This window comes from Arthrobacter sp. HLT1-20, from assembly GCF_054510895.1.
In genome coordinates this window covers 1-25,368 of the sequence record NZ_JBTNDR010000032.1, presented here as the reverse complement: position 1 = coordinate 25,368, position 25,368 = coordinate 1, and the positions used below count along the sequence as shown (strand labels likewise).

The following is a 25,368-nucleotide window of genomic DNA, read 5'->3' as shown; positions in this document are numbered from 1 at the left end:
CTCCATGACGTCCGCAATACCTGAAAACAAACGCCAGAACATGCTGTTCCTGATGACGGACCAGCAACGTATCGACACTCTGGGATGCTACGGCAACACCTCACAGCACACACCCAACCTTGACAGGCTCGCAGCACGAGGGACAACGTTTGACCGGGCCTACACGCCCACGGCCATCTGCACCCCCGCGCGCGCCAGCCTGCTCACAGGCTTGCAACCCTTTGAGCATGGCTTGTTGGCCAACTATGAGTGGAACTCCGGGCACCGGGAGGAACTTCCCGACGGGTTGCCCACCTTCTCCGCAGCCTTAATTGACCAGGGCTACCGGCTGGGTCATGTGGGCAAATGGCATGTGGGCAAGGACCGCGGTCCGGAACATTACGGTTTTGAGGGAATCCACCTGCCCGGGGCCCTGAACGTGTTCGATGACCCGGGTTATGAGGACTGGCTCAAGGCCAACGACCACCCGGACTTCCGCATCTCCTCCCCCGTGTACACCACACGGGCCGACGGCAGCCAGGGCCACCTGATTGCCGGCGTCACGGACCAGCCCACGGAAGCCACCTTTGAGGCGTTTCTGGCGGATCAAACCATCGCAAAACTGCGTGAATTCGCGGCCGGGGCGTTGCAGGAGGAAGACGGCACACCGTTCTTCCTGTCCTGTCACATTTTTGGCCCGCACCTGCCGTACCTGATCCCGCAACAGTGGTACGACATGGTGGACCCGTCCACGGTGGAACTGCCCGGCTCCTTTGCCGAAACGTTCCAGGGCAAGCCCCTCATTCAGCAGGCCTACGCCGAATACTGGTCCACCGACTGCTTCACTGTGGATGAGTGGAAGAAGCTCACGGCTGTGTACTGGGGCTATGTCTCCATGATCGACTACGAGGTGGGCCGCATCCTGGCCGTGCTGGATGAGCTGGGCCTGAGCGATAACACGGCTGTCATGTTCACCGCCGACCACGGCGAGTTCACCGGCGCCCACCGGCTCAATGACAAGGGCCCGGCCATGTATGAGGACATTTACCGCATACCCGCCATCCTGGCCCTCCCCGGCGAGAGTGAGCGCCGTGAAGACCGTTTCATCAGCCTGCTGGACTTCACCGCCACCTTCCATTGGATCGCCGGCGCTGACGCATCAGGCGTTCAAGGACGGAGCCTGTTGCCGCTGGCCACAGGCGCGGAGGTTGACGGTTGGCGCGAGGATATCCTGTGCGAATTCCACGGCCACCACTTCCCGTACGCCCAGCGCATGCTGCGCAACAAGGACGTGAAATACATTGCCAACCCAGAAGGCATTGACGAGTTCTACGACATGGTGGCCGATCCCGATGAGCTGAACAACGTCATCAACGTCCCCATCTACCGGGAACGAGTTTCGGCCATGCGCCGGGAAATGTACCGCCAGTTGGTTGAACGGGGCGACAAGTTTGCCCAGTGGCTGGCCTTTGCCGGTGACATTCCCGCGGACGAGCGCGTACGCCCAGTGACCGCCGTCGAACGTTTCATCACCCAGTAGCACCACCCGAATCGGATGCCTCTTGCGGTCCCAAGAGAAGTAAAGCGAGAAATCGATTGAAAACACTTAGAAGAACGACGACGGCCGGGCTCGCCTGCGCCGCCGCGCTCGGCCTGTTTGCTGCTGTCTTACCTACAGCCTTTACAGCCCTGCAAGCCCAGGCAGCCCCGATTGTGGTGCCCACGCAGGCAGCTCCCACCAATATTGCCAGGACAGGCACCGCCACCGCGCATAATGTTGAGGCCGCCATCCCGGGCAACGTTGCCGCAAACGCCCTGGACGGCAATACCGGCACGCGCTGGTCCTCATCAGCCGGTGACGCTGGCTGGTTCCAGGTGGAACTGGCAGCCAGCGGCCCGGTAGACAATGTGAAGATCAACTGGCCCGCCGGCGCCGCACGTCAATTCACCTTGCAGACCTCGGCGGATGGCACCACCTGGACCGATATCAAGTCCGTGACCAGCACCACCGGCCCGGCACGCATTGACGAAATCCAGGTGGGTGCTGCCAACGTTAAATACGTACGGGTGATGTTGGCCAAGCAGTGGGCCACGTTCGGCTACTCCATTTCCGAGTTTGAGATCTATGACAAGCCCCAGCCCGTGGTGCCAGACAATCTGTCCTTGGTGCCGTTGCCCGTGGCCTCCGCCGTGACCGCGGCGGGAACATTCCGGTTGACCCCGTCCAGTCGCATTATTGCCTCCGGAGCAGCTGTTGACGCGGCCAACTACTTCGCCCAAAAAGCTCGCAAGAGCACAGGGTTTGCACTCCCTGTGGTGGCCGGAACCGCCACCGCCGCAGACGTATCCTTCACCGTGGCGCCCGAGCGCTCCGACGCCAAGCCGGAAAGCTACACCATCCAAGCAGATGCAAACGGAGTCAAGGTGGCGGCCAATACCGCAGCCGGCGCGTTGAACGGCGTGCAAACCTTGCGCCAGTTGTTCCCGCAGTGGATTGAATCGGACATTGTTGTCAACACCCCATGGACTGTGGGCGGAGTGGTCATCAGTGACTACCCACGCTACGACTACCGCGGCATCCAGATCGATGTGGCTCGCTCCTTCTACACAGTGGATGAGATGAAGGAGCACATCGACAACGCAGCCCAGTTTAAATACAACAAGCTGCACCTGCACCTCACCGATGACCAGGGTTGGCGGATTGCCATGGACCAGCCGGCAGTCAACCCTGCCGGAATCAAGTACACAGACCTGACGGACATCTCCGGCAAAACCGCCATGACCTACAACGACGCCGGAGTTCTTCAGGGCACCGAGCTGGGCCACACGGGGTTCTACACCAAGGCAGATTACAAGGAGATTGTCCGCTACGCCGGTGAGAACGGCATGGTCGTGGTTCCGGAGATCGACATCCCCGGGCACAGCACCGCCGCCCTCCACGCCATTCCGCAGCTGAATTCGGCAGGGTCCGCGCCCAAGCCGCTGGCGGGACAGACCACTGCCCCGCACCAGGGATCCGGGAACGTCGGCGCCTCCACCTTCGACGCCGACAACGCCGCCACGTACGAGTTCACCAAGGAGGTCCTGACGCAGCTTGCCGCCATGACTCCCGGCCCCTACGTGCATATCGGTGGCGACGAATCGCACGTCACCCCACACGACAAATACGTGACCATGGTGGACAAGTTCACCAAGCAGGTCACGGACCTGAACAAGCAGGTCATCGGCTGGAACGAATTCACCTCGGCCAATCTGCCTGCCGGCTCCATTGTGCAGTTCTGGTCCGGGAACAGGCAGACCACAGCGAATAAGATCCTTGCGAACAACCTCAAGGCGATCCTCTCCCCCGCAGAGAAGACCTACATCCCACAGAAGCAGGACGCCAGCCAGACTGCCGGCGGCACCTGGGCCTGCGGTGGTGGTGGTTGCACCCTGCAAAACCACTATGACTGGGATCCGGGTACCTACCTGCCCGGTGTTGGCGACGACCGTGTGCTGGGCGTGGAAACCGTGCAGTGGGGCGAATGGATCCGCGGCATGGAACAAACCGAAACTTACCAATACCCGCGCACCTTGGCCACGGCCGAGGTTGCCTGGTCACCCCAGGCCAGTCGCAAGTACACCGACTTCAGCAAACGTGCCAGCACTCTTGGCGGGCGCATGGCCCTCCAAGACTTGACTCACTTCAAGACAGCCGGCATCAACTGGAGCACTGCTCCAGCGGCCCCCGCAGCCAAACCGGCCGTTGTGGATCCGGCGACTTTGCCGGCCACCTCACCCGTCAACTTGGCTATTCCAGGAACCGAGTTCAACGGCGGCGAATATGTCACCCTGAAGAACCTGCCCGCAGACACCTGGCTCCTCGCAACAGTTCACGGCGCCGGGATCAACCCCCGTACCGTGAGCGGTGAGTGGATTCGCAGCAATGCCGCAGGCGAGGCACCGTTGGTCATCCCCACGGGACTTGCCGCTGGGGCCCCCATTGTGAGTGTTCAGGGCGCCACCGGGACCCTGACCGGATTTGGCTCGGTGGCCATCGCTGCAGTGGTTCCACCGACAACGGCACCCGCAACCACGTCGCCCGCAACGCCGAGCGCAACGCCTTCAGTCACCCCGTCAGCGTCGGCTACGCCCTCGGTGACGCCAAGCGCAACCCCGTCGGTGTCGCCGAGTGCGTCGGCTCCGGCCGGTGGCATTGGCTTGAGTGCGGACAGCGTTGCTGCCGGTGGCAAGCTCACCATCACGGGCAAGGGCTTCAAGCCGGGCACGAGTGCCACCTTCACCCTGCACTCCACACCCGTGAACTTGGGCACCGCCACGGTGGATGCCCAGGGAATTGCTGTCTTGAGCGTGTCCTTGCCGGCCGGTGTGGCGGTGGGCCAACACAGCATTGTGATTGATGGTGTGGGTGTTGACGGGCAGGCCCGCCAGCTCCGTACCGGGCTGACTATTACGGCCGCGGTCACCACGCCCACCACCACGCCGGGCACCAGCCCCGCAAGCACTGCAACCACCACCCCGGCGGCCGATGATTTGGCGAACACCGGTGCCAACGCCACCGTGTTGGGCGGACTCGCAGTGTTGCTGCTCCTAGCAGGTGGGGCAGTGTTCGTGATGAACCGTCGCAGGACGGCAAACCACTAACAGCAAGCTGTAAGTAAGCAGTTGGCTTGTCCTTTGGGCCGGCACCGGAAATCCTTCCGGTGCCGTCCCAAAGTCACTGAGGACGATTCCGCAGCTGCGTCCTGCGGTACGGGTGCGAAATGCTCCGCTTCTCTGTTTTTTCCAACAAGGCGGTAACTGCCAAGGCCATTTCAGCTGTGGAGTCTTCCTCGCTGGCATGGGAGGTGTCCACCACGGTGCACCCGTTGGCTTCCGCGAGTGCCTTGTACCGCGCAATGTAGTGGCGATGTGCAGCCAGGGATTCTTCGGGCTCGTCACGTTGCGCCAGTCTGGACAGCGTGGTGGGAAGATCCGCCCAGCACAAAATGGTGGGGATCCACAACGTCCAATGCTCCCGGAATTCGTCGTCATCCACTAAGGAAGCCACCGTCATCCATGACCTGTCCAGGAGGATGGCACCGGTGCCGTCTGCGGATTGGAGGGCATGTTCCAGCGCTGAAGCGCCAATGCGGAGCACCTCAGCAGTGTCTCCCGACTCGCTGGCTCGGGTCAGTTCCTGCCCACGGCTCCCCCCAAAGGGCCGCAGGTAGGACATGCCCAGCCGTTCAGCAACATTCTTGGCAAGGGTGGTCTTGCCCGTGCCGTCGTGTCCGTCGATGCCCACCACGCCACGCAAGCCCTGCCCATCAACTACTCCCATGGGTGCAGGGCGACTGTGTGTGACTCGTCGTCCAATTCGAAGTAGAAATGGCGTTCCTTGCCTCCTTCGAGCACCTTCAGGGCGTCTCCACGCACCTCCATTTGGCCACTCGGCGAAACCCGGAATCCGCCGTCGGCCGTTGCAGGTGCCAGCAACACAGTGTTGCCCTTGACGGAAACCGTCACCCGGGAGCCGGTCTTGGGTGTCATTCCCAGGGTCTTGCGTGCTGAGACCGGCAGGGTGATGACTCCCCCGGGTGACACCTTGGTTCGGGTGTTCTTGATGGTTAGCGTGCTCATGACGGAATCTCCTTTGTGACTTGGTGGTTGATGGATGGCCCAAAAAGGATCGAGTGCAGCCGTGCGTAGCGTTCCAGGATCAAATCCGGGCCGCCGCCGCTTCGCCACTGATCCTTGTCGAGAGCGTCCGCGTCATCGGCGGCATGTGTTCTGACGCGCATGCAGTCTGGGCTGATCTCCCCGTAGATGGTGCCGCTGCTTTGGTCGATAAAGAAGCAGATGTCGATGAGCTTCAGTCCGCCGGCCGTGAAGAAGTCTTCCAACCAGCCAAAAGTGTCCCGGGCTAGGCGTTTGGCCCGGTTGACGTCATTGGTCCACAGCGCGGCGTAGTCGTCCGGCAGCGGTTCGTCGGCCAGGCGGTTGCCTTCACGGTCGGTCAGGGGGTGCCGCCAGTCGAAACAGACAATGGGCTCGGCGAAACGGTCCCAGCGCTGCAAGGCCGGACCCACTGCCGTTGGGTGCTCCTCGGTGAAAAGATACCTGTGGATCGGCGAGCCAATATGGTAACGCTTGACGCGAGTCTCAAGATTGCACACCTCCACCCGGCGTTCAGCCAGCAGTGGTCCCACCGGTGATTCCACCAGGGCCAAGAAGGCCGAGGAGAGGGTGTAGGGGCCCGGCGACAACGCCATGGCCCGGAAAATTTCGGCCGAGAACCTGGCCCGGATTTCCTCGGTTCCCTCCACCACCCCGTACCTGTTGTTGGTGAACGAGTACAAGGTGGGCAAGAGCCTGGCCAAGGCAATCTTGGGGGTCAGCAGGCGGATTTCCTTGCTGTCGCCAAGCACCAGCAGTGGCAGCGCCACGAAATCAAACGTGATTTGCTGCAGGATCTGGTCCATGAAGGAGTGCCGTGGGTGGTTTAGATCCACCCGCAACTCCTCGCTGCTGGGCCCGCTCAGGACCACCTGGGAGGGTGTGGCGGACAGCAGCTCCACCTCCAGTCCCAGGTCACGGCATTGATCCAGGATGAGGCTGGCGGCCGGGCTCCGGCGGAGTGTTGATGTGGGCATGGGGGAACTCCTTGTCTCAGTTCACGCTTGCTGACGGACAATGCTAAAACGATCGTTCAGGGCGCGAAGAGTTGCTCCCGTTGCCACGGCAGATTCCGCAAGTGCCAGCCCGGGGTCGCCGCCCCTGACCAGCCGCTGCATCTGCGGGGTCCGGAAGCCGCAGACCTGCTCCAGCCACTCGTGGACCTGGTTCTTGGTGAGCCGCTGCTCCATGGCACCAAAGGTTCCCTTGGCGATGTTGGCAGGAATCTTCACAAAGTACTCAAAAAGGTTGTGCAGGTCATCGCCTGAGTTCGGCTGATGTGCCATGGCAGCGCCCACCATCCCCAGCTGCTGGCGTTGCCGGACCATGCCAAAGCTGAGGTTGCGCATCATCAAGTCAGGTACGGCTTTGGCCGGCACCCGGGTCTCGCCGTAGATGCAGAGGCCGTAGCCGGCCAGGTTGTCTCCCGAGAGGCACTGCATGCGCCAGAGTTCCTCAGCGGAGTAGATGCCAACGTTTAGTTCCTTGCCGGCAAAGCTGGGCGAGGTGCCATGAAGTTTCCGTAGAACGGTTTCCGGATGTTTGACCACCAGGACCATGTCGTAGTCGGCAAAGTTGTGGCTGTTGATGCTGGAACCGTAGACCACCACGCACTCAAGGTCGGAGCCGATCATGTCCCTGAGATCATCCATGAAAGCGAACCGCGGCCGCAGTTCCAAAGGGACGTGGCCGTGGGACAGGCGAACTTCGGAGACAGACCGCGGACCGTCCAGATGATTGATGATTTCCTCAAAACAGCGGCGGATGGCCAGGAGCCTGTCCAGATCCGAGTGATCGGAGGCATGCGCCATGGACTGCACCTCATCCATGAGGGATTCGCCTGATAGGCCGGGAATCAACCCCATGGAAGCATACTTGCCTGCCTGCCAGAGTCTGTCGTACTTGCTGGCCAGGGTTCCGGAACTGTAACGGGATTGGACCACGGCGGCGGAAAGCGTCACCGACGCCAGGAACATCACCGATTCCAGCCACAGCCGCTGCAGGGCGGAATCGTCGAACTGCCCCTGCACGGGTGCCATCGGGTACCCGGCGGAGACCCCGGAACGGACAGCCGCCCGGTAGAAACGGGGGTGAAAAACTGAAGCCCACTGCAGTGAGAACGGTGAAATGACGCGGGGGCTTTCCAGGTGTTCCCCTGCCGCCCAACGGTGGATGTCCAGGAGTTCGGCGCCGGAAACTTCACGGTCGGTGTAGATGTAGGAGACACGGAAGGGTGTCCCCCGCCACGTTGGAGGCCTGTCGACGGCGATCACCTCGCGCACCGCTCCCGGAACTACATCTGCCAATCCAGCAGACATCACAGCCCCCTGCCCCCCAGGCGGCCCATCGCTCCCCAGCGCCCCACTACCGCCTCGCCATTGTTACCCCAATGTTCCGCCCGCCCCCAGCGGGTGTCAATTGGCCAAACGGACAGTGGAAAACACCGGCAATAGCTGTCCCGCGGGCGAGATGCGGTCATGCCGGTATCGGTAGCCCTGCACCCGCAGATCGGTGCGGCTTACCCAGGTTTCACGGTCGTTACGAGATGGGCCCAAGGCGTAAGGCCAGGCCGGCATGGCGGGCTGGGCCACGTGCACCAGACTGATTCCGGGGTCCGCCGCAGAGCGCCGCAAAGCATGGACGCGGCGGTCTCGGAGGGCTACATTGAAAGCTGCGGGCAGGTGCCCGGCACAGTTTCCATGGAAGGGCGGCTGATGAGCTACACAGTGGGCGTTTTTGTTGGCAGCTTGGCATCGGATTCCATCAACAGGAAGCTGGCCAAAGCATTAGTGAAACTGGCGCCGCCTGAGCTCAAGCTCGTGGACATTCCCCTGGGCAAGCTGCCGCTGTACAGCCGCGGATGCGATCATCTTTGTGACTCCGGAGTGCAACCGCAGCATTCCGGGCGCATTGAGGAACGCCATCGACTGGGGATCGCGGCCCTGGGGCTCCAACTCTTTTGCCAAGAAGCCCTCCGCCGTGACCGGCACCTCCCCCGGACACATCAGCACGGCCGTGGCCCAACAACACCTGCGCAGCATCCTGTCGTTTGTGAATTCGCCCGAACTGGCCTACCCGGAGTGCTACATCCACTTCACTGAAGGTCTGATTGACGATGACGGTAGCGTAACGGTTCAGAGCACCGAGGATTTCCTGCGTCACTGGCTGCAGGAGTTCCACATTTTTGTGGTCAAGGTGGTTGGCGCGCAAAAGATCACCATCTAAGGGGTCTGACCCGCAGGCGCGGCTTAGACGGCAGCCAGCTTCCGGCGTCGTACTGCTTTGACGCGGGTGACCAGCAGGCCATGGCGCGGGCTGAACAGATACACCAGGGTAAAGGCGGCTCCCTGGGTTAGGACCACCATGCCCCCGGAAGCGGCGTCAAGGTAGTAGCTGGCGTAGAGGCCCACCACGGCGCAGGCCGCCGAGATGGTGGGTGCCAGGATCAGCATGCGGCCAAAGCGGTCGGTGAGCAGGTAGGCCGTGGCCCCCGGAATGATCAGCATGGCCACCACCAGCACCACCCCCACCGCCTGCAGTGCCACCACAGAGGTCAGCGCAAGCAGCCCCAGCAGGAAGGCTCCGAGCATGCGCGGGTTCAGGCCGATCGCGTGGGCGTGGGTGGGGTCGAACGCGTACAGGGTGAAGTCCCGGCGCTTGATGACAAGGATGGCCAAGGTGATGGCTCCCAGCACCAGCACCTGGATGAGGTCCGAGTGACTGAGCCCCAGCAGATTGCCGAAGATAATGTGACTGAGGTCGGTTTGGCTGGGTGTGACGGAAATCAGCACCAGCCCCAGGGCAAAGAGCGTGGTGAAAACAATGCCAATGGCCGCATCCTCCTTGACCCGGCTGGTGTCCCGCACGGCGCCGATCAGCGCTACAGCCAAGAAGCCGAAGATCACGGCCCCCACGGCGAAAGGCGCGCCAACAATGTAGGCCAGGACAACCCCCGGGAGGACTGCGTGCGAGACGGCGTCGCCCATGAGCGACCAGCCAATGAGCACCAGCCAGCAGGACAGGACGGCGCAAACCACGGCAGCAATGACCGTCACGGCCAGTGCCCGCTGCATGAAAACGTAGTCGAAGGGTTCCAGCAGGAAGTCAAAGATGGTCATGGTGTGCTCTCACTTCGGGGTGCCACGTCCAGGCCAAAGGCAAGCGCCAGGTTTTCTGGCTGCAGAACGTCGTTGGGCGTGCCATACAGCAGGACCCTGTGCATGAGCAGCACGGCCTCATCGGCCAAATCCGGCAGAGCATGAAGGTCGTGGGTGGAGACAAGAATGGTGGCACCGTCCCGTGCCAGTTGCCGCAAGAGCTCACAGATGGTGGCCTCCGAGCGTTTGTCCACACCGGCAAACGGCTCATCGAGCAGCAGGGTGGTTGCCTCCTGGGCAATTCCGCGGGCCACGAACGCGCGCTTCTTCTGGCCGCCGGACAGCTGGCCAATCTGGCGGTGCGCGTACTTGGAGAGCTCAACACGGTCCAATGCCTGGGCCACGGCCAGCTTGTCCGCCTTGCGTGGACGCCGGCTGGGGCCCATGTGCCCATACCTGCCCATCATGACAACGTCCTGCACCGAGAGTGGGAACTGCCAGTCCACATCCTCGCTCTGCGGAACATAGCTGACCACGCCGGACCGGCGGGCTTTCGCGGGCGTGGCGCCGTCGATGGTGACGGTGCCGGCGTCGGGCTTCACCAAGCCCATGATGGCCTTGAACAAGGTTGATTTCCCCGAACCGTTCATGCCCACCAGACCGCAAATCCGCCCCTTCTCCAAGCTCAGGGTGGCCTGATCCAGCGCCAGCACGTCCCCGTAGTGGACGGTAACGGCCCGTACATCAATGGCGGCGCTCATGATGTTCCTCCTGACTGGGTGCCTGCGGGTGCGCCGGTGAGGGCGGTGGTGATGACCTGGGCGTCATGCCGAATCAAGTCCAGGTAGGTGGGCACGGGGCCGTCGGGCTCGGACAGTGAGTCAACGTACAGCGTGCCTCCGAAGCTGGCGTCGGTGGCCTCCACGACCTGCTCCATGGGGGCCGCGGACACCGTTGATTCACAAAACACTGCCGGAACCTTGTTGCTCCGGACAAACTCAATGACACCGGAGATCTGCTGGGGTGTGGCCTGCTGTTCTGCGTTGACGGCCCAGATGTATTTTTCGCTCAGTCCGGCATCGCGGGCCAGGTAGGAAAAGGCGCCTTCACAGCTGACCAGGGCGCGCTGGTTGTCCGGCAGGACCGCAAGATCGGCCACCAAGGCATCCTGAACCCCCTGAAGCTTCGCGTTGTAGCTGGCTCCGTTGCCCGCATAGAAATCGGCATTGGCGGGATCCAGTTTGGCAAAGGCCGCCACCATGTTGTTGACATAGATCTGCACGTTCGACGGCGACATCCAGGCGTGCGGGTTTGGCTTGTCTTTGTAGGCGTCCTCCGAGATGTTGATGGACTCAACACCGTCACTCACCACAGCATGCGGCGCCTTCACATCCTGCACAAATTGCGCAAACCATGCTTCCAGCCCCATGCCGTTGTCCAGGATCAGATCCGCCTTGCTGGCCTTGCGGATGTCCGCCGGGGTGGGCTCGTAGCCATGAATCTCCGCCCCGACCTTGGTGATGGATTCCACGCGGAGCTTGTCTCCGGCCACATTCTGGGCAATGTCTGCCAGAACTGTGAAGGTTGTCAGCACCACGGGGCGGTCATCCTGCGCACCGCTACCGGGCAGACCAGCAGGCCCGCATGCTGTGAGGCTCACTGCGAGAAGGGCGGCTCCGGCCGCCAGCGCACGCCGGAGGAATTGAGGTCGCGTGGAGGTAAATAATGCCATGGAATGACCATAGTTTAGGTACACCGAAATTCCAAATGTCGGGCGGCCGCAACAAATGTCGGGGGGCGTCCCCGGCACTGCCCATGACGCAGTCCGGCCGCCCCGACGGATACGCGCTGACCACTACGGCGAAACGCGATCCGGTTCGGCCCTGATGTCAGCAGCACGACGTAGCAGATAGTCATGCACCTCCGGTGGACCCGCCGTGGTTGCCAGGCTCAGGTACTGCTCCCCTTCGGTGATGAGCTGTTCATTCCACAAGGTGGTGTCCTGTTCCTCGAGCGGGACAAAACCGTGTGTTGGTGCTGGTGCCCGGGCCAGCGTGATGAGCGCCGCCAAACCCCAGGGTTCCGGTTCCGAGCCCAGTAAACCAGCCAGTGTCAGGTACTGTGCCTCGCCGGCGAGGTCAGCATTGTTTCTGCCGCCAGCAGAACTGGCCATGGCATAGCAGCCGTAAATGGCCTCCAGGACGGCTGGCAGCCGCTACGGCAAGGCGTTACGGTCCGGCACGGCAAAGGGAATGCGCGCAGTCTTGATCCGCTGTTTGGCCCGCACCAGCCGTTGCGCCATGGCCGTGGCAGGAAGCGCGAAGACCGCGGCTATGCGGAACACCGTGACCGGGCCACTTCGCCAGGGCCTGCTCTCAAGCCGTTGCCAGCGCGTCTTCGGCCAAGGCCACGTCGCCCGTTGAAGCAGCCAGCAGCGCAATGAGGCGCCCGTAGGAGGCGCGTGCCGCATGCTCGGCAGCGGCCCGCGCCTGAACAGAATCTACGTGTTGGGCTGCCACGTTCCATTAACCGTGTGCGTCGCCCCCGGCCGCACCTCCACCGGGCCCCACCCAATGGACGGCGCCCGCCTGCCCCAGTCGATGGCGACGTCCAGATTGGGAACGTCGATCACGAACGTTCCGCCCAACTGTTCCTTCGTGTCGGCGAACGGTCCGTCCTGAACCGCCAGCACGCCGTCGAGCATCCTCAAGGTGGTGCTGCTGGCGGACTGCGCTAGGACCTCGGCGCTGACCAGGGCGCCCGCCTGGTGAAGTGCCGCAGCGTAGCTGGCGAAGGCACGCTGGCCCGCTGCCATGGCCTCGGCGCCGATCCGTGCCACGTCGGCCTCAGGGTAGTGCAAAAGCAATGTGTATCGCATGACGCAAGTCTCCTACTTCCTCAAGGCGCCGTCCATGGTGCGGCGCGTCACGGTCATGACGATTGAACCGCTGGCCAATCGACCCTGGCCTCATCCAGACATGTTCGACGGCGGCTGGGAGCCTCTACGTGGCCGCGCTGGCGACAACTGTTGCCGCCCCGAGCAACAAAACTATTGAGTGCCCCACCACGTTCAAGTAACGCTGACCACGGGCGGTCACCCGGCCCCGGAGGGCATGCCCCGCCAGCGCCAGGCCGAGCTGCCAACCGAGCGAGGCCGCGGCAACGCCCAGCACAAAAGCCAGTGCGGTGGAGGGTGGGCCAAGAGCCGCGCCGAGCCCCGCTGTCAACGCGGCGAAGTAGATCAGCGTGGCAGGGTTTGCCGCGGTGAGGCCCGCAAAAACTAGAAACCTGCGGCCCCTGGCAGCCATGGGGGGTTCGTCTTGGCCCTGCTGCATGGACCCGGCGGCACACGTTTTGAGCAGGCCCCATCCAGCCAAGGCGATGAGCGCCAGGCCACCCACCAGCCGTGGCAGGCTGCCCCAGGATGCCACCATGGGTGCGGCCGTCTGCCCCACTGCCACGGCCACGGCGCAGTAGGCGGCATCCACCAGGCCCACCGCGGCTGCGGCGGGAGCGGCTTCCCGGAAGCCCTTCGTGACGCCCTCGCGAATCAAAAGCACCCCAATGGCGCCCAGGGGCGCTGCCAGGCCGAACCCGGCAAGCAGTCCCCCAGCAAAGGCATACGTGATATCCATGAATCCACTATCCGCCCACCCACGCGCGCCGACTGAGAATCTGGCGGTCCAACGGATAGAATCGCGGCATGGACAGCGTAGACGAGACTATTCTCAGCATTTTTCGGCAGGAAGCGCGGATTTCCTTTAGCGAGCTGGGCACCCGCATTGGGCTGAGCACCAATGCGGCCTCCGCCCGGGTGCGGCGTCTCGAGAGCAGTGGTGTCATTGTGGGTTATCAGGCCATTCTTGCCGGAGATGTGGCCCACAGCGGAGCCGATTTGGAGGCTTTCATCGACGTCAGGCTGAATCCGGTCACGGACTCGGCCGCGTTCCTGAGTTGGTCCGCTGCCGAGCCCGCCGTGCGGGATGCCGTCCATGTCACCGGCCCCTACGACTACATCCTGCACGTCCTGGTCCCGAGCACTAAGGCCCTTGACCAGCTTCTGCGCCGGCTCAAGGCCAACGGCGGCGCCGCCCAGACCCAGACGCGGCTGGCCTTGCGCTAGATTTCTGCCGCAAGGCCAGCTGCCCAGAGCCGCTGAGCGAAGGCAACATCCCGGACCAGGAGTTCCTCGGCGGGGGCTGCGGTGGAGTATTGGGCGGAGAGGCAGATGGGGACCTGGCCGCCCAGCCGTTGCACCGCGGCCAAAACCCGGCCCCAGTGGGCCAGCCCCGCATTGGCTGGAACATACACGGTGTCCCATGCCGCGCCCGTGGGTGAATCGGCAGTGCCCGGGATCCGCTCATAGATAACATTCTTCAAGTTCACCATGGCGAGCCTGTCTGCCACCATGGGCAGAGTTGTTTCTGGGGCGTCCCCGGCTAAGGCGTCGTGGACGGCGTCCCAGATGACCCTGAAATGTTCCGGCGGCAGGCCTTCCAAGAGCGCCATGACACCCACAACGCTGGAAACATAGTCGCCGTGATGCGGCTGAATGCCCACCTGGACCCCATAGTTCCGCGTCCAGGGAACCGCCTGCTCCAGTTGTCCGCGGAAAAGCGCAACAGAGCGGCTGTAGTCGTCCTCAAACACCTGCGCCATGACCCGAATCAGTGGAACGCCAGCCTCCGCGCAAGCATGGAACATGGGCTCCGAGAGCTCCGCGGCAACGCTGACCGCGCCCACCCCAAATCCGGCTAATTCGTTGGTGAACCGTGGCAGTTCAACGCTGGCGTTGGCCGGGGTCAGGTACGTGTTGTTGCGGACGGGCACTTCAACACCGGTGAGGCCAATTTCTGAGACGAGGCGGCCAATCTGGGCGCCCGAGTGGTGCGGCCAGGGCTTGGTGAAAACCGACCACAAGGCCGCAGGTGTGGTCCCGCCGGCGGGACTAGCTGGCGAAGTACTCATGGACGTGCTCCTGCCGCTTTAGGGTGTTTTTGCTTCAAAACGGATTCGCTCCTCATCCACTGTGACGCCCAAGCCGGGACCGTTGGGAACCGTGGCCACTGCGTTGGTGATGTCCAATCCCTCCACATACAGATCGGCCAGCAGTTCCGGGCCGTTGAGCTCGGCCGGCAGGGCCAGGTTCATGAGGCTGAACAGGTGCAGGGAAGCGGCAAAGGCCACCCCGCAGTCAGTGAGCCCACTGGCCAGGATCTCGATGCCGTTGGCGCCGGCCACGTGGGAGGTCTTGAGCGCGTTGCGAATTCCGCCAGCCTTGCAGATCTTCACGACCACCATGTCGGCCGTGTTCAACGCAATGTTTCTGGCCAGGTCCGTGGCCGTGAAACTGCCCTCGTCAATGGCCAGCGGCACAGTCATGGACGCGCGCAGTGTTTGCATGCCGGCCCAATTGGTGCTGGCAACTGGCTGCTCCACGCAGCGCAGGTTGGGGATGTCCGCGATGTTTTTGAGCAGTTGCAGCATCCCCGATGGCTGGTAGGACTGGTTCGCATCCAGCCATAGGGGTTTGCCGCCTACCGCGCCAGCCACGGCATGGATTGCAGTGGTGTCGCGGGCTACGTCTCCGGAAATCTTGATCTTGTAGGCGTGGTAGTCACTGGACTCGACGGCCCGCCCCGCCATGGCCTGGGCCGAGTCGACACCGATCGCCGAGCAAAGCTTCAGCTCTGAGACCACCTTCCCGCCTAGGAGGGCATGGACGGGCACGCCGGCAATCTTCCCGGCCGCGTCGTGCATGGCAATGTCCACGGCGGCACGGGCAAAGGGGAATCCGTTAGAGACCGAGGGGCTAAGCAGGCTGTTCGCCTGCGCGTGGAACAGTTCGACGTCGAACGGGCTCAGTTGAGTGAGCAGGGGGGCGAAGTACCGTTCGATCACCACGGCGATGGTCTCCACGGTCTCGTAGCTCCAGCTGGGCAGGGCGCGTTGTTCACCCCAGCCCACAACGCCGCAATCGGTGGTGATCTTGACGAACACAACGTTGCCGCTGGCGCCGGCGGCCCCCACCGACCCGCTGCCCAGGACAAAGGTGTGCTTGAACTTTACGGGGACGGCGAACGTCTCAACTGACACTATTTTTGACACAGCTGCCTTTCGTCCGGTCTGGAGGTGGTTTAGGCGGAGAACGCCAGGGTTGCGGGGTTGACGTAGCCTGCGCCTAGGGTGCCGTGCTCCAGCCACTGCAGGACATCGGTGAGCACGTACCCCACCAGTGAGGCATGCCCTTCGAGGGTGTCACCGGCAATGTGCGGGGTGAGTAGGACGTTGTCGGCACCCAGCATCGCCTTGGACATCCTGGGCGGTTCGGTGGGATACACGTCAAGGGCAGCCTGCAGCCTGCCCCGGGCCAGTTCCCGTTCCAGGGCCTTGTTATCCACGGCAAGGCCCCGGGAGGAGTTGATGACTACGGTGTTGTCCCGCATCGCGGCTATTAGCTTGGCCGTGATCATGCCCTCCGTTGCGGGCACGTCGGGCACATGGATGGAGACGATGTCCGCCTGGGTCACCTCCCCCAGGGACGCCAGCGTCACACCCAGTTGCCGGGCCTTCGCCAACGACAAGTACGGGTCATAAACGGCAATGTTGCACTGAAATGGCCGCAGCAGTTCGATGAATGCCCTGGCCGTGGAACTGGCGCCCACAATACCCACCCTGCGCCCACGCAGCTCACGCCCGCGCAGCCCTGCCGGCTGCCACAGCCCCGCACGGGTGTTCTGGTCAAACTCCGGCAACCGCCGCAACAAGGTCATGGTCGCCGCCAAACAATATTCACCCACGGACCAGGCGATGCGTGTCCCTGCGGAGAACGCCGTTACGTGACGGTTGGCGGCCGAACCATCCAGCACGGAACCGTCCACGAGCCACTTGATGGATCCGGCCGCGTGGGCAATCACGGAGGGCGCGTCATCGCCGTCGAACAATCCAGCAGCAAGGTGCGGAGTCCCCCAGGAGGTCACCAGCACGTCACTGCCGCGGGCAAGGCTAGCCAACTCATCCGGTCCCAAAGTGTCACTCGCCCAGCGAACCTCGAAGAGATCTTCCAGGCGGGTCCGGGTCTGCTGGTCGCAGACATCGCCGGCGCGGGCCGGCGTCATGGCCATGGTCAGGACAGTCATGGTGCTCCTCAGAGGTGGGGGTGCCGGTCAGGCGGTGAATTGCAGTTGCTCGGCGGACAGGCTGAAGAGCAGCGGCTCCCCGCGGGCCACCCTGATGGCCTCATCCACCGCCGTGGCGGCCAGACGCTCCAATTCGGTGCCCAGCGAACCGGCAATGTGTGGGGTAAGCAGCACGTTCGGGTGACTGTAGAAAACCGAATCTGCGGGCAATTCCCACGGGGTGGTCACATCCAACACGGCAAACAGATCGCCCGCCTCGATCCTGCGCAGGAGCGCATCCTGGTCCACCAGTTCGCCACGGGCCGTGTTGATGAACGTGGCGCCCGGGCGGAAGCTGGCAATGATGCCCGCGTCAATCAGGTTCAGGGTGGACGGCAGCGACGGCGCGTGTAGGCTCACGACGTGGCACGTGGCGGCCAGTTCCTCCAGCGATACTGGAGTGACCCCCAAAACTGTTGCCTCGGCGTCGTCCAGGAAAGGATCAGCCACAACAACTTCCACATCGAAGGGCTCGAGCAGCCGGATCACGTGGCGGCCAATCTTGGAGGCGCCAATGATGCCCACACGCTTGCGGTAGTTGCCCATGGCGGGGAATTCTTCCTCCGGGTTCACGGGGGAACGCTGCAGGTGAAGCAGACGGCCCAGTTGCAGGATATTTTTGTTGGCCAGCAGGATCATGGCCAGGGTGTACTCGGCCACGGGAATGGCGTTGACGTCAGCGGCAGTGCTGACCTGGATGCCACGTTCCCAGCAGGCCTCGGAGACGTGGCTCTTGACGGTTCCCGCGGCATGGAAAATGTACTTCAGCGCCGGCGCCGCGGCCAAGACGTCCTCGTCGATGCTGTGGCAGCCCCACCCGGTGATGAGAATGTCCGCCTGGGCAAGTAATTCCAGGGATGCCGCGGAGGTGAAATCTTCCAGCGGCTCGCGGCGGAGAAGGTTCACCTCGGCCGCCAAGGTGTCCAGGAGCCGGGAAGGGAACAACCTGTTGGCGGTGGCGGCCGGCATGGCTAGCGCCACGTTTGGCAACGGTGCAAGGCGGCTCATTTGACGCTCCCAGCTGTGAGGCCCGACTTCCAGAAACGCTGCAGCATGACGAACGCGATAAGCAGCGGAATGATGGAGAGGAAAGATCCGGTGATGACCAGGGGGGCATAGTCGGGCAACTGAACCGTGTGGCCCTGCCAAATGGAAATGCCAACACTGACCGGCAGTAGCTGCTGGTTCTGCAACATCACCAAGGGCAGCATGAAGTTGTTCCACACGCCAACAAATTGGAACAGTCCGATGGTGACGAAGCCGGGCACCATCATGGGCAGGCCAATGGAGAAGAAGGAGCGGATGGGTCCGGCACCGTCAACGCGCGCAGCCTCCAGGGTCTCCGCCGGAATGTATCCCGCGCTGTACACCCTGGCCAGGTAGACGCCGAAGGGGTTGCACAGCACGGGGATGAGCACGGCCCACATGGTGTTGGTCAAACCAACTTCAGATGCCAGCAAGTACATGGGCAGCACGGTGGCCGTGTTGGGCACCAGGACGCCAACCAGGACAACGCCAAAGAAGGATTCCTTCCAGCGGAAGTTGAACTTGTCAAAGGCGTAGCCAGCCATGACGGCAATGAGTCCGCCAAACACCGCACCGAATCCGGCGTACATGATGGAGTTTGCCATCCAGCGGAAGAACACGCCGTCGTCCTGTTTGGCCACGTTGGCAATGTTGTCAAAGAGTGCAAAGTCGCCGAAGGCAAAGGCGCTGGTGCCGTAAAGATCCGCCGTGTTCTTGGTTGAGGCAAAAAGCAGCCAGACTACGGGGATGACCATGTAGGCGCAGCCCAGTATCAGCAGGCCATTGACGGTGAACTTGCTGGCAAAACCGCCGTCGCGTTTGGAGCCCTTCTGCGGGGAAGGAACCTGCTGCCTGCGTGACTCCTTCGGTCGAAGGATGGTTTCGGTGCTCATGATTTGCCTGCCTTGTTGCTGAAGCGTGTGACGACGAAGGACAGGACAGCCGCCAACAACGCGATGATGATTGAGGCCGCCGCTGCCTGGTTGAGGTTGTGTTTGTTGAATGCTGCATCGTAAGCCCACATGTTTGGCACCCAGGTTGTGGTGATTGACGATGTGGCCTTGGCTAGAATCATTGGCTCGGTGAACAGCTGCAGGGTCCCAATCATGGTGAAGAGCATGATGACGCTTAGAGCTGGCAGGACCAGGGGGAACTTGATGGCCAGGGACAGCCGGACCTCGCTGGCGCCGTCGACTCTGGCAGCTTCCAGGATCTCGCGGGGAACAGCTTGCAAAGCGGTGAACAGGATGATCACGTTGTAGCCGGTCCATTCCCATACGGCAATGTTCACCACGGAGGGGAGCACCATGTGGGCGTCCAGGAAATTGATCTGAATGCCGCCGCTTTCCAGGGCCTGCACCAGCGGACTGATGCCGGGGGTATACAGGTAGGCCCAGATCAAGGCCGCGATGACACCCGGCACGGCGTGCGGGAGGAAGACCAGCAGCTGGAACATCTTCTTGGCCTTGGCCACGCTGGCATCAAGGAGCAGGGCAAAGATGACAGCACCGCCCACCATGGCCGGAATGTACATTGCGCAGTACATGGCCAGGCGAAGCAGGCCGCTGACGAAACTCTCGGACTGGAGCACCTGCACGTAGTTTTCAAGTCCCACAAAGGTGGTGACGGGGTCGCCAAACCCAAGCCCCGATTTCCGCTCGCTGAAGAAGCTCAGCCAAATCGAGTAGAAAACCGGGGCAACCATGGCCACGGTAAAGACGGCGAAAAAGGGGGTGAGAAACAAAGCTGCGGTGCGCCCGCTGTTCCCCGTAGCTGTGCGCTTTCGGCGCCTAGGTAGTGCTGGTGCCTGTGTGGCCATGGTGTTCTCCTCCTTCGGTGGGCCGCCCTGGCGTGTTGCGAGGCGGCCCACCGTGCTGCTACTCGGTAACGGACAGGCCAGACTGCTTCAATCCCTCAACGGTTGCCTTCTGCGCCGAGGTGATGGCCTCGCCAACGGTCCCCCCGGTGGTGAGCTTGCCGTAGGCGTCGCCGATGGCGGTCTTGGTGATTTCCCAGTTGGGTCCCCACTGCCAACCGGGGGTGACGTTCTTGGAGGCTGCCGCGAAGACTGCGTAGATGTCGTTGCCGTAGAAGCTCGAGTCGAAAGCCTTCTGCGCAACGGCGGTCAAACCGGGGAAGGCGATGACGGCAGCACCACCGTTGCCGCGGGCCTCAATGGCCTTCGGGTCAGTGGTCAGGTACTGGATGAACTTTGCCGCGGCCGCGGGGTTCTTGCTTCCCTTGGTGACGTTGAAACTGGAGCCGCCATAGAACGCACCGGCAGGCTCGCCCCAGGTGGGCATCTGCGCGGCAATCCATGCGCCCTTCTGACCAGCCTTTTCCACGCGCTTCTGCAGGCCACGGGCGCTCCAGCTGGCACCCAACACACCGGCAACGTTGCCCTGGGCCAGATCCATGCCCCACTCGTCGCTGGCGGCCTGCTGAACCTTGACGATCTCAGAATCGATCATTTTCTGCCAGAAAGTGGCGACCTTCATGGTGGCGTCGTCGTTGATGCCGATCTTCCACTTGTCGTTCTCGGAGCTGAACCACTTGGCGCCGCCCTGCCACGCGAGGGCCGCCGTGATGGGCACCTCGTTGGGGTTGAAGCTTGCGAGGTAGCGATTGGGGCTGACTTTCTTGAGCTTCTTGCCAACCTCTTCAAATTCTTCCCAGGTTGTGGGCACTGCGGCGCCAGCTTCGTCCAACAGATCCTTGCGGACCCAGAAAATCTGCGGGGCGGCGTCGTACGGCAATCCGTAGATGTTTCCACCGAACTCGACCATTCCGCGAATCTGCTCCGAGTACTTGTCAATGCTGGCGCTCTTGTCGATCAAGTCGTTCAGCGGAACCACTTGGCCGTTACTGACAAACTGTGGGAGCTGGGGGTACTCAACGGTGGAAACATCCGGACCGTTGCCGGCAGTAATGGCCGTGGACAACTTGGCGTAGCCGCCACTGGAACCATCGGGGATGGGTTCGAACTTGACCTTGATGTCACTCTGACTGGCGTTGAATGCTTCCGAGACCTTGTCCATGCCAGCCAATGCCGACCAGAAAGTGACCTCTCCCTTGGGTGCCGCGACCGGGCCCGCATTGGCGGCCGGCTTCTCCGCGGTTCCGCAGGCGGTAGCCAGCAGACCGGTGCCGAGCAGTCCGGCTGCTCCGATGAGTAGAGTGCGACGCTTCATTGTGTTCTCCTTTGAATTCCCTGATGAACGTTTTCATGTGCCCCACAACACATGCGCTACAACAATGAAACACCCAAACATGAACACAAGCAGCGAAATGAACATTACTGAACACTCTTGATTTCGGAACGGCCGGAACGACTGCCGGGCGGCACCTCCTAGGGTGCCGATGACTCCCTGACCATCAAAGTAGGCGACAGGCTGACCTGCTGAAGGGCAGGCGCATTGCCGTACCTGGAGCCAACCCGGTTCATGCACATCTGCAGCGCCTGGTAGCCCACATCGTATTTGGGCGGAGCAACGGCAGTCAGGGGCACGGCTCCCATGGAGGCAATCTCGTCGTCGTAGGCAACAATCGCTAGATCATCGGGAATGGAAATGTCCCGTGCGTGGCAGCAATCCACAAAGGTCAGCGCATCCTCATCGTTGAGGACCAGCACTGCCGTGAATTTTGACTCCGCAACCCAGTTGACCAGCTCCTGGATTTGTTCCCGCAGTGCTTCCGGCTGGCCACGGTCCACGGTGATGAAGCGCGCATTGCCGTCCCGGTATTCCACGCCAGCGCGCTCGAGCGCCAGCCGATAGCCCTTGATCAGATGAAGTGCGGTGGGGCTGCTGCGGCGCACGCACAGGCCAATCGCGTGATGCCCCAAGCCGATTAGGTGGTTGATGGCGATCTCGGCGCCCCTGACATGGTCGCTGCGCACCGACTCCAGCGCAACGTCATCAAGAACGTCATCAATGGGGCGTTCGGCGATGACCACGGGGACGTTGGCAAGCGAGAGCGCCTTGAGCGTGTTGCTGTTGGCCAGGGATTCTCCGCTGGGCGTCACCAGCAGGCCGTCCACCCCGTTGGCCAGAAGGCGCTCAATTTGCCGCTGTTCCTCCACCTGGGAGTAGTTGGAGACGGCCAGCACCAGCCGCACGCCAAGTTGGCGGGCAGCAGCCTCCGCGCCGCGAATGACCGAGGGGAAATAGTAACTTGCACTGGGCACCACCATGCCGATGGTGGCGACCGGCCTGCGCGCTCCCGGCACGGACCGCCCCGCGGCCCCGCTTCGCTGCTGTTGGGGACCTCCCCCTGGGCCGCCCTGCTGCTGGGCATTTCCTCCAAAGGGCAGCGCGGCAACGGGCACGGCCCCGCCGTGCACGCGCTGCAGTGAGCCTTGATCCTCCAGTGTTGCCAGGTCTCGGCGCAGTGTCATGCCCGAGACCCCAACACGTGCGGCAAATTCGGCGACGTTCAGAGAGCCCCTGTGCTGGAGTTCACGCAAAATCATTGCGTGGCGGTCGTCAGTCAACATATGGACATCCCCTTGGCATCTATTAATGTTTGTTTGTTCATTATGAACTAAAGCGCAAGATCAGCGCCGAGTCAAGGATGTTATGGAAATCATGGCCCCGCTAGGTGTTCATTTGCGGCGCCTTGACCGGGCGCCGCCGAGCAAGTGACCTGGCCTTGCCTGGGGCGGCTCGTCGGCGTCCTGGCAGTTGGGCCCAAGAATCTCTTGGCCGTGGGTTCAATTCCCGCCCGGGGCACCAAATGTGGCTCTGACCTGCGATTTTACTTTTTTGGCCAGGCGCGCCGAGGTGCCAAATCACGTTTTACTCACGTTTTTGAACGAAAAGTTGGTCACTTTTCTGACATTTTCAGGGTCTATTTCGACTCCACCTGAGGTCACGTTTTTCAACCGTCGTGCATAAAATCGGCGGAAATACGCGGTTTTTCAGACCCTGGTGGATTGAAGCCAAAGCTGCCAATAATTGGCCCTCCGTTCGTCCTACTCACGGCACTGATGACCATCGGTTAGCCATGAACTTCCCTCGAGACTGCAATCAACCCGGCGTGGCAGATTCGATCTTCCAGCCCACGCAATTCGACAGGTTTGCCGTGAACCACCAGCCCAACGGTCGGCTGCGGCAGATCCATTCCAACTCGGTTGCCTTCCAGCTGGCCAGACACCGAACTCGTCCCGTAAGGGGAACGCTTTGCGGGACATTTTGCAAGTTCTTGTGCCACCTATGAAGTATGGACGTGCGAAAAGGTGTGCTCGAGCTGGAGATAGTCGCGTTGTAGGCTTTGCGGAACCAAGTTTCACGTAAACCGAGCTAGTTGGGGGAGCAGTTGCATACTTCAGAATTTGATCTAGAGGTACTCTCTCGAGGTTGGAGCGACTGGCTGCGCTTCGCAGAGGTTATGCAACTATTTCGTGAAGCAGGCTCGCCGGCGCCACGAGAAGACTCAATTCTGTGGGTGCTCAGATTTTGCAGCGAAGGCGTTCTGGAAGCAGGCAACTACGATATTCAGGGGCTCAACAAGTGGCCGGAACGCGGTCGCGAATTGGAGAGCAGGATGCGTGAATGGCTCGTCCCTGACCCGCGTGATCCGTTGGGCGAAGTCATGAATCTCATGTTCGATCTCACGGCCATCGGTAGACGATTGATTCCAGAAGAACTGCAATTCTGACCCCTGGTCTGGCCTGCAGGATTATTCGCGGTAGCGCGAGAATTCCCGCAGGGGAACCCTCTGTGGGGCGGTTCGATCACCGGGGCGTGCCCCGGTGGTCAATGTCCCCTTGCGGCCACAGGCTCGGGTGACGATTAACCGTGCAGACGAGGTTCGGTCCGCCATCGGCCCTAGAACATCGAAGCCAGCGCTGGAAGTTCCGGGCTAACTTGAAATGAGGAAATTGTGCCCTGATAGAGTCCTCGCTATGGAACTTGTCTCCGATTCTTCGCATTATCGCCCGGGTGAACCTCTGAGAAAATGGGACCCTGCAAACCCCGTTGCCGTCATGGAAATCAGTCTCACCATCCAAAAGGGAAACGCGGCGGACGCGCTCATTCGTTTGGTGAATGACGATGACCTGTCAGTGGAAGACCATTTGGCATTTGGTCGTCTAAATTCATGGTGTGTTTTTGACTGGTGGGAACCACTCGTTCTGCTGCTGGACCACCCGCGAATTAAGCCCCGACACGTAGACTTCCTTCGCCTCTACGCGAAGGCCTTCCAGCCTTCAACGGCCAAGCAAGAATAATTGCTGGAACGGCGCCTAAGTCGCTGAATTCCATTCCGTGGTTCTACGCGACGTGTACCAGCGGCGGCCTTGCTGCGAAGCGCCAGCCCTGATTCAACTATCTACCTGTTTAGTGTTCGAAAGAGCATCCCGTAGGGTCACCACTGATGAGTCCCGTAAGACGGTCGTTCACCGGAACGAGTGCAGACGACTTATGAAATATTCGAATCTATGTAGTTCCGCAGGCGCCACATTCCCGTATACCGTGCCCTAGAAAAAGCCCGGTCATGGGAGGTTATATGGGACATCTCTCGGCTTCGAATTCAGGCGAGTGCTCGACGTTCCCGGCAGGTCCTGATCCCGAGCTTTCAGCGACTATCAAGATCACCGGAAAGTCCCGCAGTCACCCCCGCCGATGATGTTTCGACGTTGCCGCCTGTTCGGGTGTTTGTGGGATTTGGATGCATTCATCAACCGTTGCGACGCGTATTGCTACCGCAGCGAGAGGGCATGCAGGCGCGCGTTTCGTGATCTCAGGCCATTGCAGCTGTCGCTTGCCAGACCGAAGATCATCTGCACGACGGTACTACTGGTGGCGGGTGTGTGACGAAGCGGAAGTAGTCAACACCCATAGAACAGATACCCCAGTTACGCACGGTTTGCGATAGACTGGATGCATTAAGCCCCAGCCCCTCTGCCATCGGCAAGGGCTGGCTTTCTTTAACTCGAAGGGGCCATCCTGGAACCGAAACCGCATCGCACCTACGAGCAACAGCTGGAAATCCTCCTCTCACGAGGAATGCGCATCCCCAGCCACGACTATGCGCTACGAGATCTGCGGAATGTCGGCTATTACCGATTGGCCGCCTACTGGTACCCGTTCCGCGAAATTGACCACGTTGACGCTGACGGGACCGTTGTCCGCTCGGATCTACTAAAACCAGGAACGACTTTCGAAGACGCCCACGCTTTATGGACGTTTGACCAACGACTACGCCTCATACTGCTGGAGGCGCTGGAACAAATCGAGGTTGCCCTGCGTGTCCGGACGGCTCACTGCATCGGCGCCCAGGATCCTTTCGCTCATCTAAACGCCTCCCACCTGGACACGGCCCGCTGCCTGGCTACCGTTCAAACACCGCAAGGATCAATGACCGCCCATCAATGGTGGGTGGCCCGCTACGAAGAAAAGCTTGCAAGCACCCACGATGACATTCTGCGG

The 25,368-nt window shown here is 61.7% G+C and carries 26 protein-coding genes and 1 pseudogene; 7 read left to right on the top strand and 20 right to left on the bottom strand.

What is annotated here, in order from left to right; all coding sequences use genetic code 11:
- Nucleotides 1-4 precede the first annotated feature (4 nt).
- Together ACX80Q_RS14870 and ACX80Q_RS14865 are read left to right on the top strand one after the other, a co-directional pair.
- Nucleotides 5-1,519 carry a sulfatase-like hydrolase/transferase gene (locus tag ACX80Q_RS14870; RefSeq protein WP_459331311.1) on the top strand — a complete coding sequence of 505 codons (1,515 nt, stop codon included), beginning with the start codon at nt 5-7 and terminating at the stop codon, nt 1,517-1,519.
- Between the two features lie 56 nt (nt 1,520-1,575).
- Nucleotides 1,576-4,623 (top strand): family 20 glycosylhydrolase, encoded by a 3,048-nt coding sequence (locus tag ACX80Q_RS14865; protein ID WP_459331310.1) that lies wholly within the window; start codon nt 1,576-1,578, stop codon nt 4,621-4,623.
- Between the two features lie 73 nt (nt 4,624-4,696).
- On the opposite strand, the gene ACX80Q_RS14860 is transcribed toward ACX80Q_RS14865, so the two are convergent.
- The 4 genes from ACX80Q_RS14860 to ACX80Q_RS14845 are packed head-to-tail and all read right to left on the bottom strand — an operon-like array spanning nt 4,697 to nt 7,955.
- Nucleotides 4,697-5,302 carry a hypothetical protein gene (locus ACX80Q_RS14860; RefSeq protein WP_459331309.1) on the bottom strand — a complete coding sequence of 202 codons (606 nt, stop codon included), beginning with the start codon at nt 5,300-5,302 and terminating at the stop codon, nt 4,697-4,699.
- A complete protein-coding gene (locus tag ACX80Q_RS14855) occupies nt 5,293-5,601 on the bottom strand; it encodes an AbrB/MazE/SpoVT family DNA-binding domain-containing protein (protein ID WP_459331308.1) in 309 nt (102 codons plus the stop codon). The genes ACX80Q_RS14860 and ACX80Q_RS14855 overlap by 10 nt, the downstream gene beginning before the upstream one ends.
- Nucleotides 5,598-6,614 carry a phosphoribosylaminoimidazolesuccinocarboxamide synthase gene (locus tag ACX80Q_RS14850; RefSeq protein WP_459331307.1) on the bottom strand — a complete coding sequence of 339 codons (1,017 nt, stop codon included), beginning with the start codon at nt 6,612-6,614 and terminating at the stop codon, nt 5,598-5,600. Before ACX80Q_RS14850 ends, ACX80Q_RS14855 begins: the two co-directional genes overlap by 4 nt.
- 21 nt (nt 6,615-6,635) lie before the next feature.
- On the bottom strand, nt 6,636-7,955 hold the full coding sequence (locus ACX80Q_RS14845; RefSeq protein ID WP_459331306.1) for a hypothetical protein: 1,320 nt from the start codon (nt 7,953-7,955) through the stop codon (nt 6,636-6,638).
- Nucleotides 7,956-8,348: 393 nt separating this feature from the next.
- Between ACX80Q_RS14845 and ACX80Q_RS14840 the strand changes: the two are divergent.
- Nucleotides 8,349-8,862: pseudogene (locus tag ACX80Q_RS14840) on the top strand (NADPH-dependent FMN reductase).
- Between the two features lie 23 nt (nt 8,863-8,885).
- On the opposite strand, the gene ACX80Q_RS14835 reads toward ACX80Q_RS14840, so the two are convergent.
- The 8 genes from ACX80Q_RS14835 to ACX80Q_RS14800 all read right to left on the bottom strand — a co-directional run bounded on the left by ACX80Q_RS14835 (nt 8,886) and on the right by ACX80Q_RS14800 (nt 13,369).
- On the bottom strand, nt 8,886-9,755 hold the full coding sequence (locus ACX80Q_RS14835; RefSeq protein ID WP_459331305.1) for a metal ABC transporter permease: 870 nt from the start codon (nt 9,753-9,755) through the stop codon (nt 8,886-8,888).
- Nucleotides 9,752-10,495, bottom strand: a complete 744-nt coding sequence (locus ACX80Q_RS14830; RefSeq protein WP_459331304.1) for a metal ABC transporter ATP-binding protein — start codon at nt 10,493-10,495, stop codon at nt 9,752-9,754. Before ACX80Q_RS14830 ends, ACX80Q_RS14835 begins: the two co-directional genes overlap by 4 nt.
- Nucleotides 10,492-11,466, bottom strand: a complete 975-nt coding sequence (locus tag ACX80Q_RS14825) for a metal ABC transporter substrate-binding protein (RefSeq protein ID WP_459331303.1) — start codon at nt 11,464-11,466, stop codon at nt 10,492-10,494. The genes ACX80Q_RS14830 and ACX80Q_RS14825 overlap by 4 nt, the downstream gene beginning before the upstream one ends.
- A 123-nt stretch (nt 11,467-11,589) precedes the next feature.
- Entirely contained in the window at nt 11,590-11,907 is a 318-nt protein-coding gene (locus ACX80Q_RS14820; protein ID WP_459331302.1) for a DUF6596 domain-containing protein, read from the bottom strand.
- 42 nt (nt 11,908-11,949) lie between these two features.
- Nucleotides 11,950-12,078, bottom strand: a complete 129-nt coding sequence (locus ACX80Q_RS14815) for a hypothetical protein (RefSeq protein ID WP_459331301.1) — start codon at nt 12,076-12,078, stop codon at nt 11,950-11,952.
- Nucleotides 12,079-12,109: 31 nt separating this feature from the next.
- The gene (locus ACX80Q_RS14810; protein ID WP_459331300.1) at nt 12,110-12,253 is read right to left on the bottom strand and encodes a hypothetical protein; all 144 of its coding nucleotides are present in this window, start codon (nt 12,251-12,253) and stop codon (nt 12,110-12,112) included.
- A complete protein-coding gene (locus ACX80Q_RS14805) occupies nt 12,235-12,612 on the bottom strand; it encodes a YciI family protein (RefSeq protein ID WP_459331299.1) in 378 nt (125 codons plus the stop codon). Before ACX80Q_RS14805 ends, ACX80Q_RS14810 begins: the two co-directional genes overlap by 19 nt.
- A gap of 124 nt (nt 12,613-12,736) precedes the next feature.
- Nucleotides 12,737-13,369 carry a LysE family transporter gene (locus ACX80Q_RS14800; protein WP_459331298.1) on the bottom strand — a complete coding sequence of 211 codons (633 nt, stop codon included), beginning with the start codon at nt 13,367-13,369 and terminating at the stop codon, nt 12,737-12,739.
- Between the two features lie 68 nt (nt 13,370-13,437).
- Between ACX80Q_RS14800 and ACX80Q_RS14795 the strand changes: the two genes are divergently transcribed.
- Nucleotides 13,438-13,857: an Lrp/AsnC family transcriptional regulator gene (locus ACX80Q_RS14795; protein WP_459331297.1), complete on the top strand. Its 420-nt coding sequence runs from the start codon at nt 13,438-13,440 to the stop codon at nt 13,855-13,857.
- Here the strand turns inward: ACX80Q_RS14795 and ACX80Q_RS14790 are convergent.
- The 8 genes from ACX80Q_RS14790 to ACX80Q_RS14755 all read right to left on the bottom strand — a co-directional run bounded on the left by ACX80Q_RS14790 (nt 13,854) and on the right by ACX80Q_RS14755 (nt 22,433).
- A complete protein-coding gene (locus ACX80Q_RS14790; RefSeq protein ID WP_459331296.1) occupies nt 13,854-14,702 on the bottom strand; it encodes a sugar phosphate isomerase/epimerase family protein in 849 nt (282 codons plus the stop codon). The genes ACX80Q_RS14795 and ACX80Q_RS14790 overlap by 4 nt on opposite strands.
- Nucleotides 14,703-14,720: 18 nt before the next feature.
- Entirely contained in the window at nt 14,721-15,842 is a 1,122-nt protein-coding gene (locus ACX80Q_RS14785) for a mandelate racemase/muconate lactonizing enzyme family protein (RefSeq protein WP_459331295.1), read from the bottom strand.
- Nucleotides 15,843-15,871: 29 nt separating this feature from the next.
- Nucleotides 15,872-16,873: an NAD(P)-dependent oxidoreductase gene (locus tag ACX80Q_RS14780; protein ID WP_459331294.1), complete on the bottom strand. Its 1,002-nt coding sequence runs from the start codon at nt 16,871-16,873 to the stop codon at nt 15,872-15,874.
- 27 nt (nt 16,874-16,900) lie between these two features.
- Nucleotides 16,901-17,920, bottom strand: a complete 1,020-nt coding sequence (locus ACX80Q_RS14775; protein ID WP_459331293.1) for a hydroxyacid dehydrogenase — start codon at nt 17,918-17,920, stop codon at nt 16,901-16,903.
- A complete protein-coding gene (locus ACX80Q_RS14770) occupies nt 17,917-18,831 on the bottom strand; it encodes a carbohydrate ABC transporter permease (protein WP_459331292.1) in 915 nt (304 codons plus the stop codon). The genes ACX80Q_RS14775 and ACX80Q_RS14770 overlap by 4 nt, the downstream gene beginning before the upstream one ends.
- Nucleotides 18,828-19,757 carry a carbohydrate ABC transporter permease gene (locus tag ACX80Q_RS14765; RefSeq protein ID WP_459331291.1) on the bottom strand — a complete coding sequence of 310 codons (930 nt, stop codon included), beginning with the start codon at nt 19,755-19,757 and terminating at the stop codon, nt 18,828-18,830. The genes ACX80Q_RS14770 and ACX80Q_RS14765 overlap by 4 nt, the downstream gene beginning before the upstream one ends.
- Nucleotides 19,758-19,815: 58 nt before the next feature.
- Complete coding sequence (locus tag ACX80Q_RS14760) at nt 19,816-21,129, bottom strand: ABC transporter substrate-binding protein (RefSeq protein WP_459331290.1); 1,314 nt, start codon at nt 21,127-21,129, stop codon at nt 19,816-19,818.
- A 158-nt stretch (nt 21,130-21,287) separates the two neighbouring features.
- Nucleotides 21,288-22,433, bottom strand: coding sequence for a LacI family DNA-binding transcriptional regulator (locus ACX80Q_RS14755; RefSeq protein WP_459331289.1), 1,146 nt, complete (start codon nt 22,431-22,433; stop codon nt 21,288-21,290).
- A gap of 821 nt (nt 22,434-23,254) precedes the next feature.
- Here ACX80Q_RS14755 and ACX80Q_RS14750 point away from each other — a divergent pair.
- The 3 genes from ACX80Q_RS14750 to ACX80Q_RS14740 all read left to right on the top strand — a co-directional run.
- Complete coding sequence (locus ACX80Q_RS14750; protein WP_459331288.1) at nt 23,255-23,596, top strand: hypothetical protein; 342 nt, start codon at nt 23,255-23,257, stop codon at nt 23,594-23,596.
- A gap of 247 nt (nt 23,597-23,843) precedes the next feature.
- Nucleotides 23,844-24,167: a hypothetical protein gene (locus ACX80Q_RS14745; RefSeq protein WP_459331287.1), complete on the top strand. Its 324-nt coding sequence runs from the start codon at nt 23,844-23,846 to the stop codon at nt 24,165-24,167.
- A 778-nt stretch (nt 24,168-24,945) separates the two neighbouring features.
- On the top strand, nt 24,946-25,368 hold a 423-nt coding region (locus ACX80Q_RS14740), incomplete at its 3' end, for an Abi family protein (RefSeq protein ID WP_459331286.1).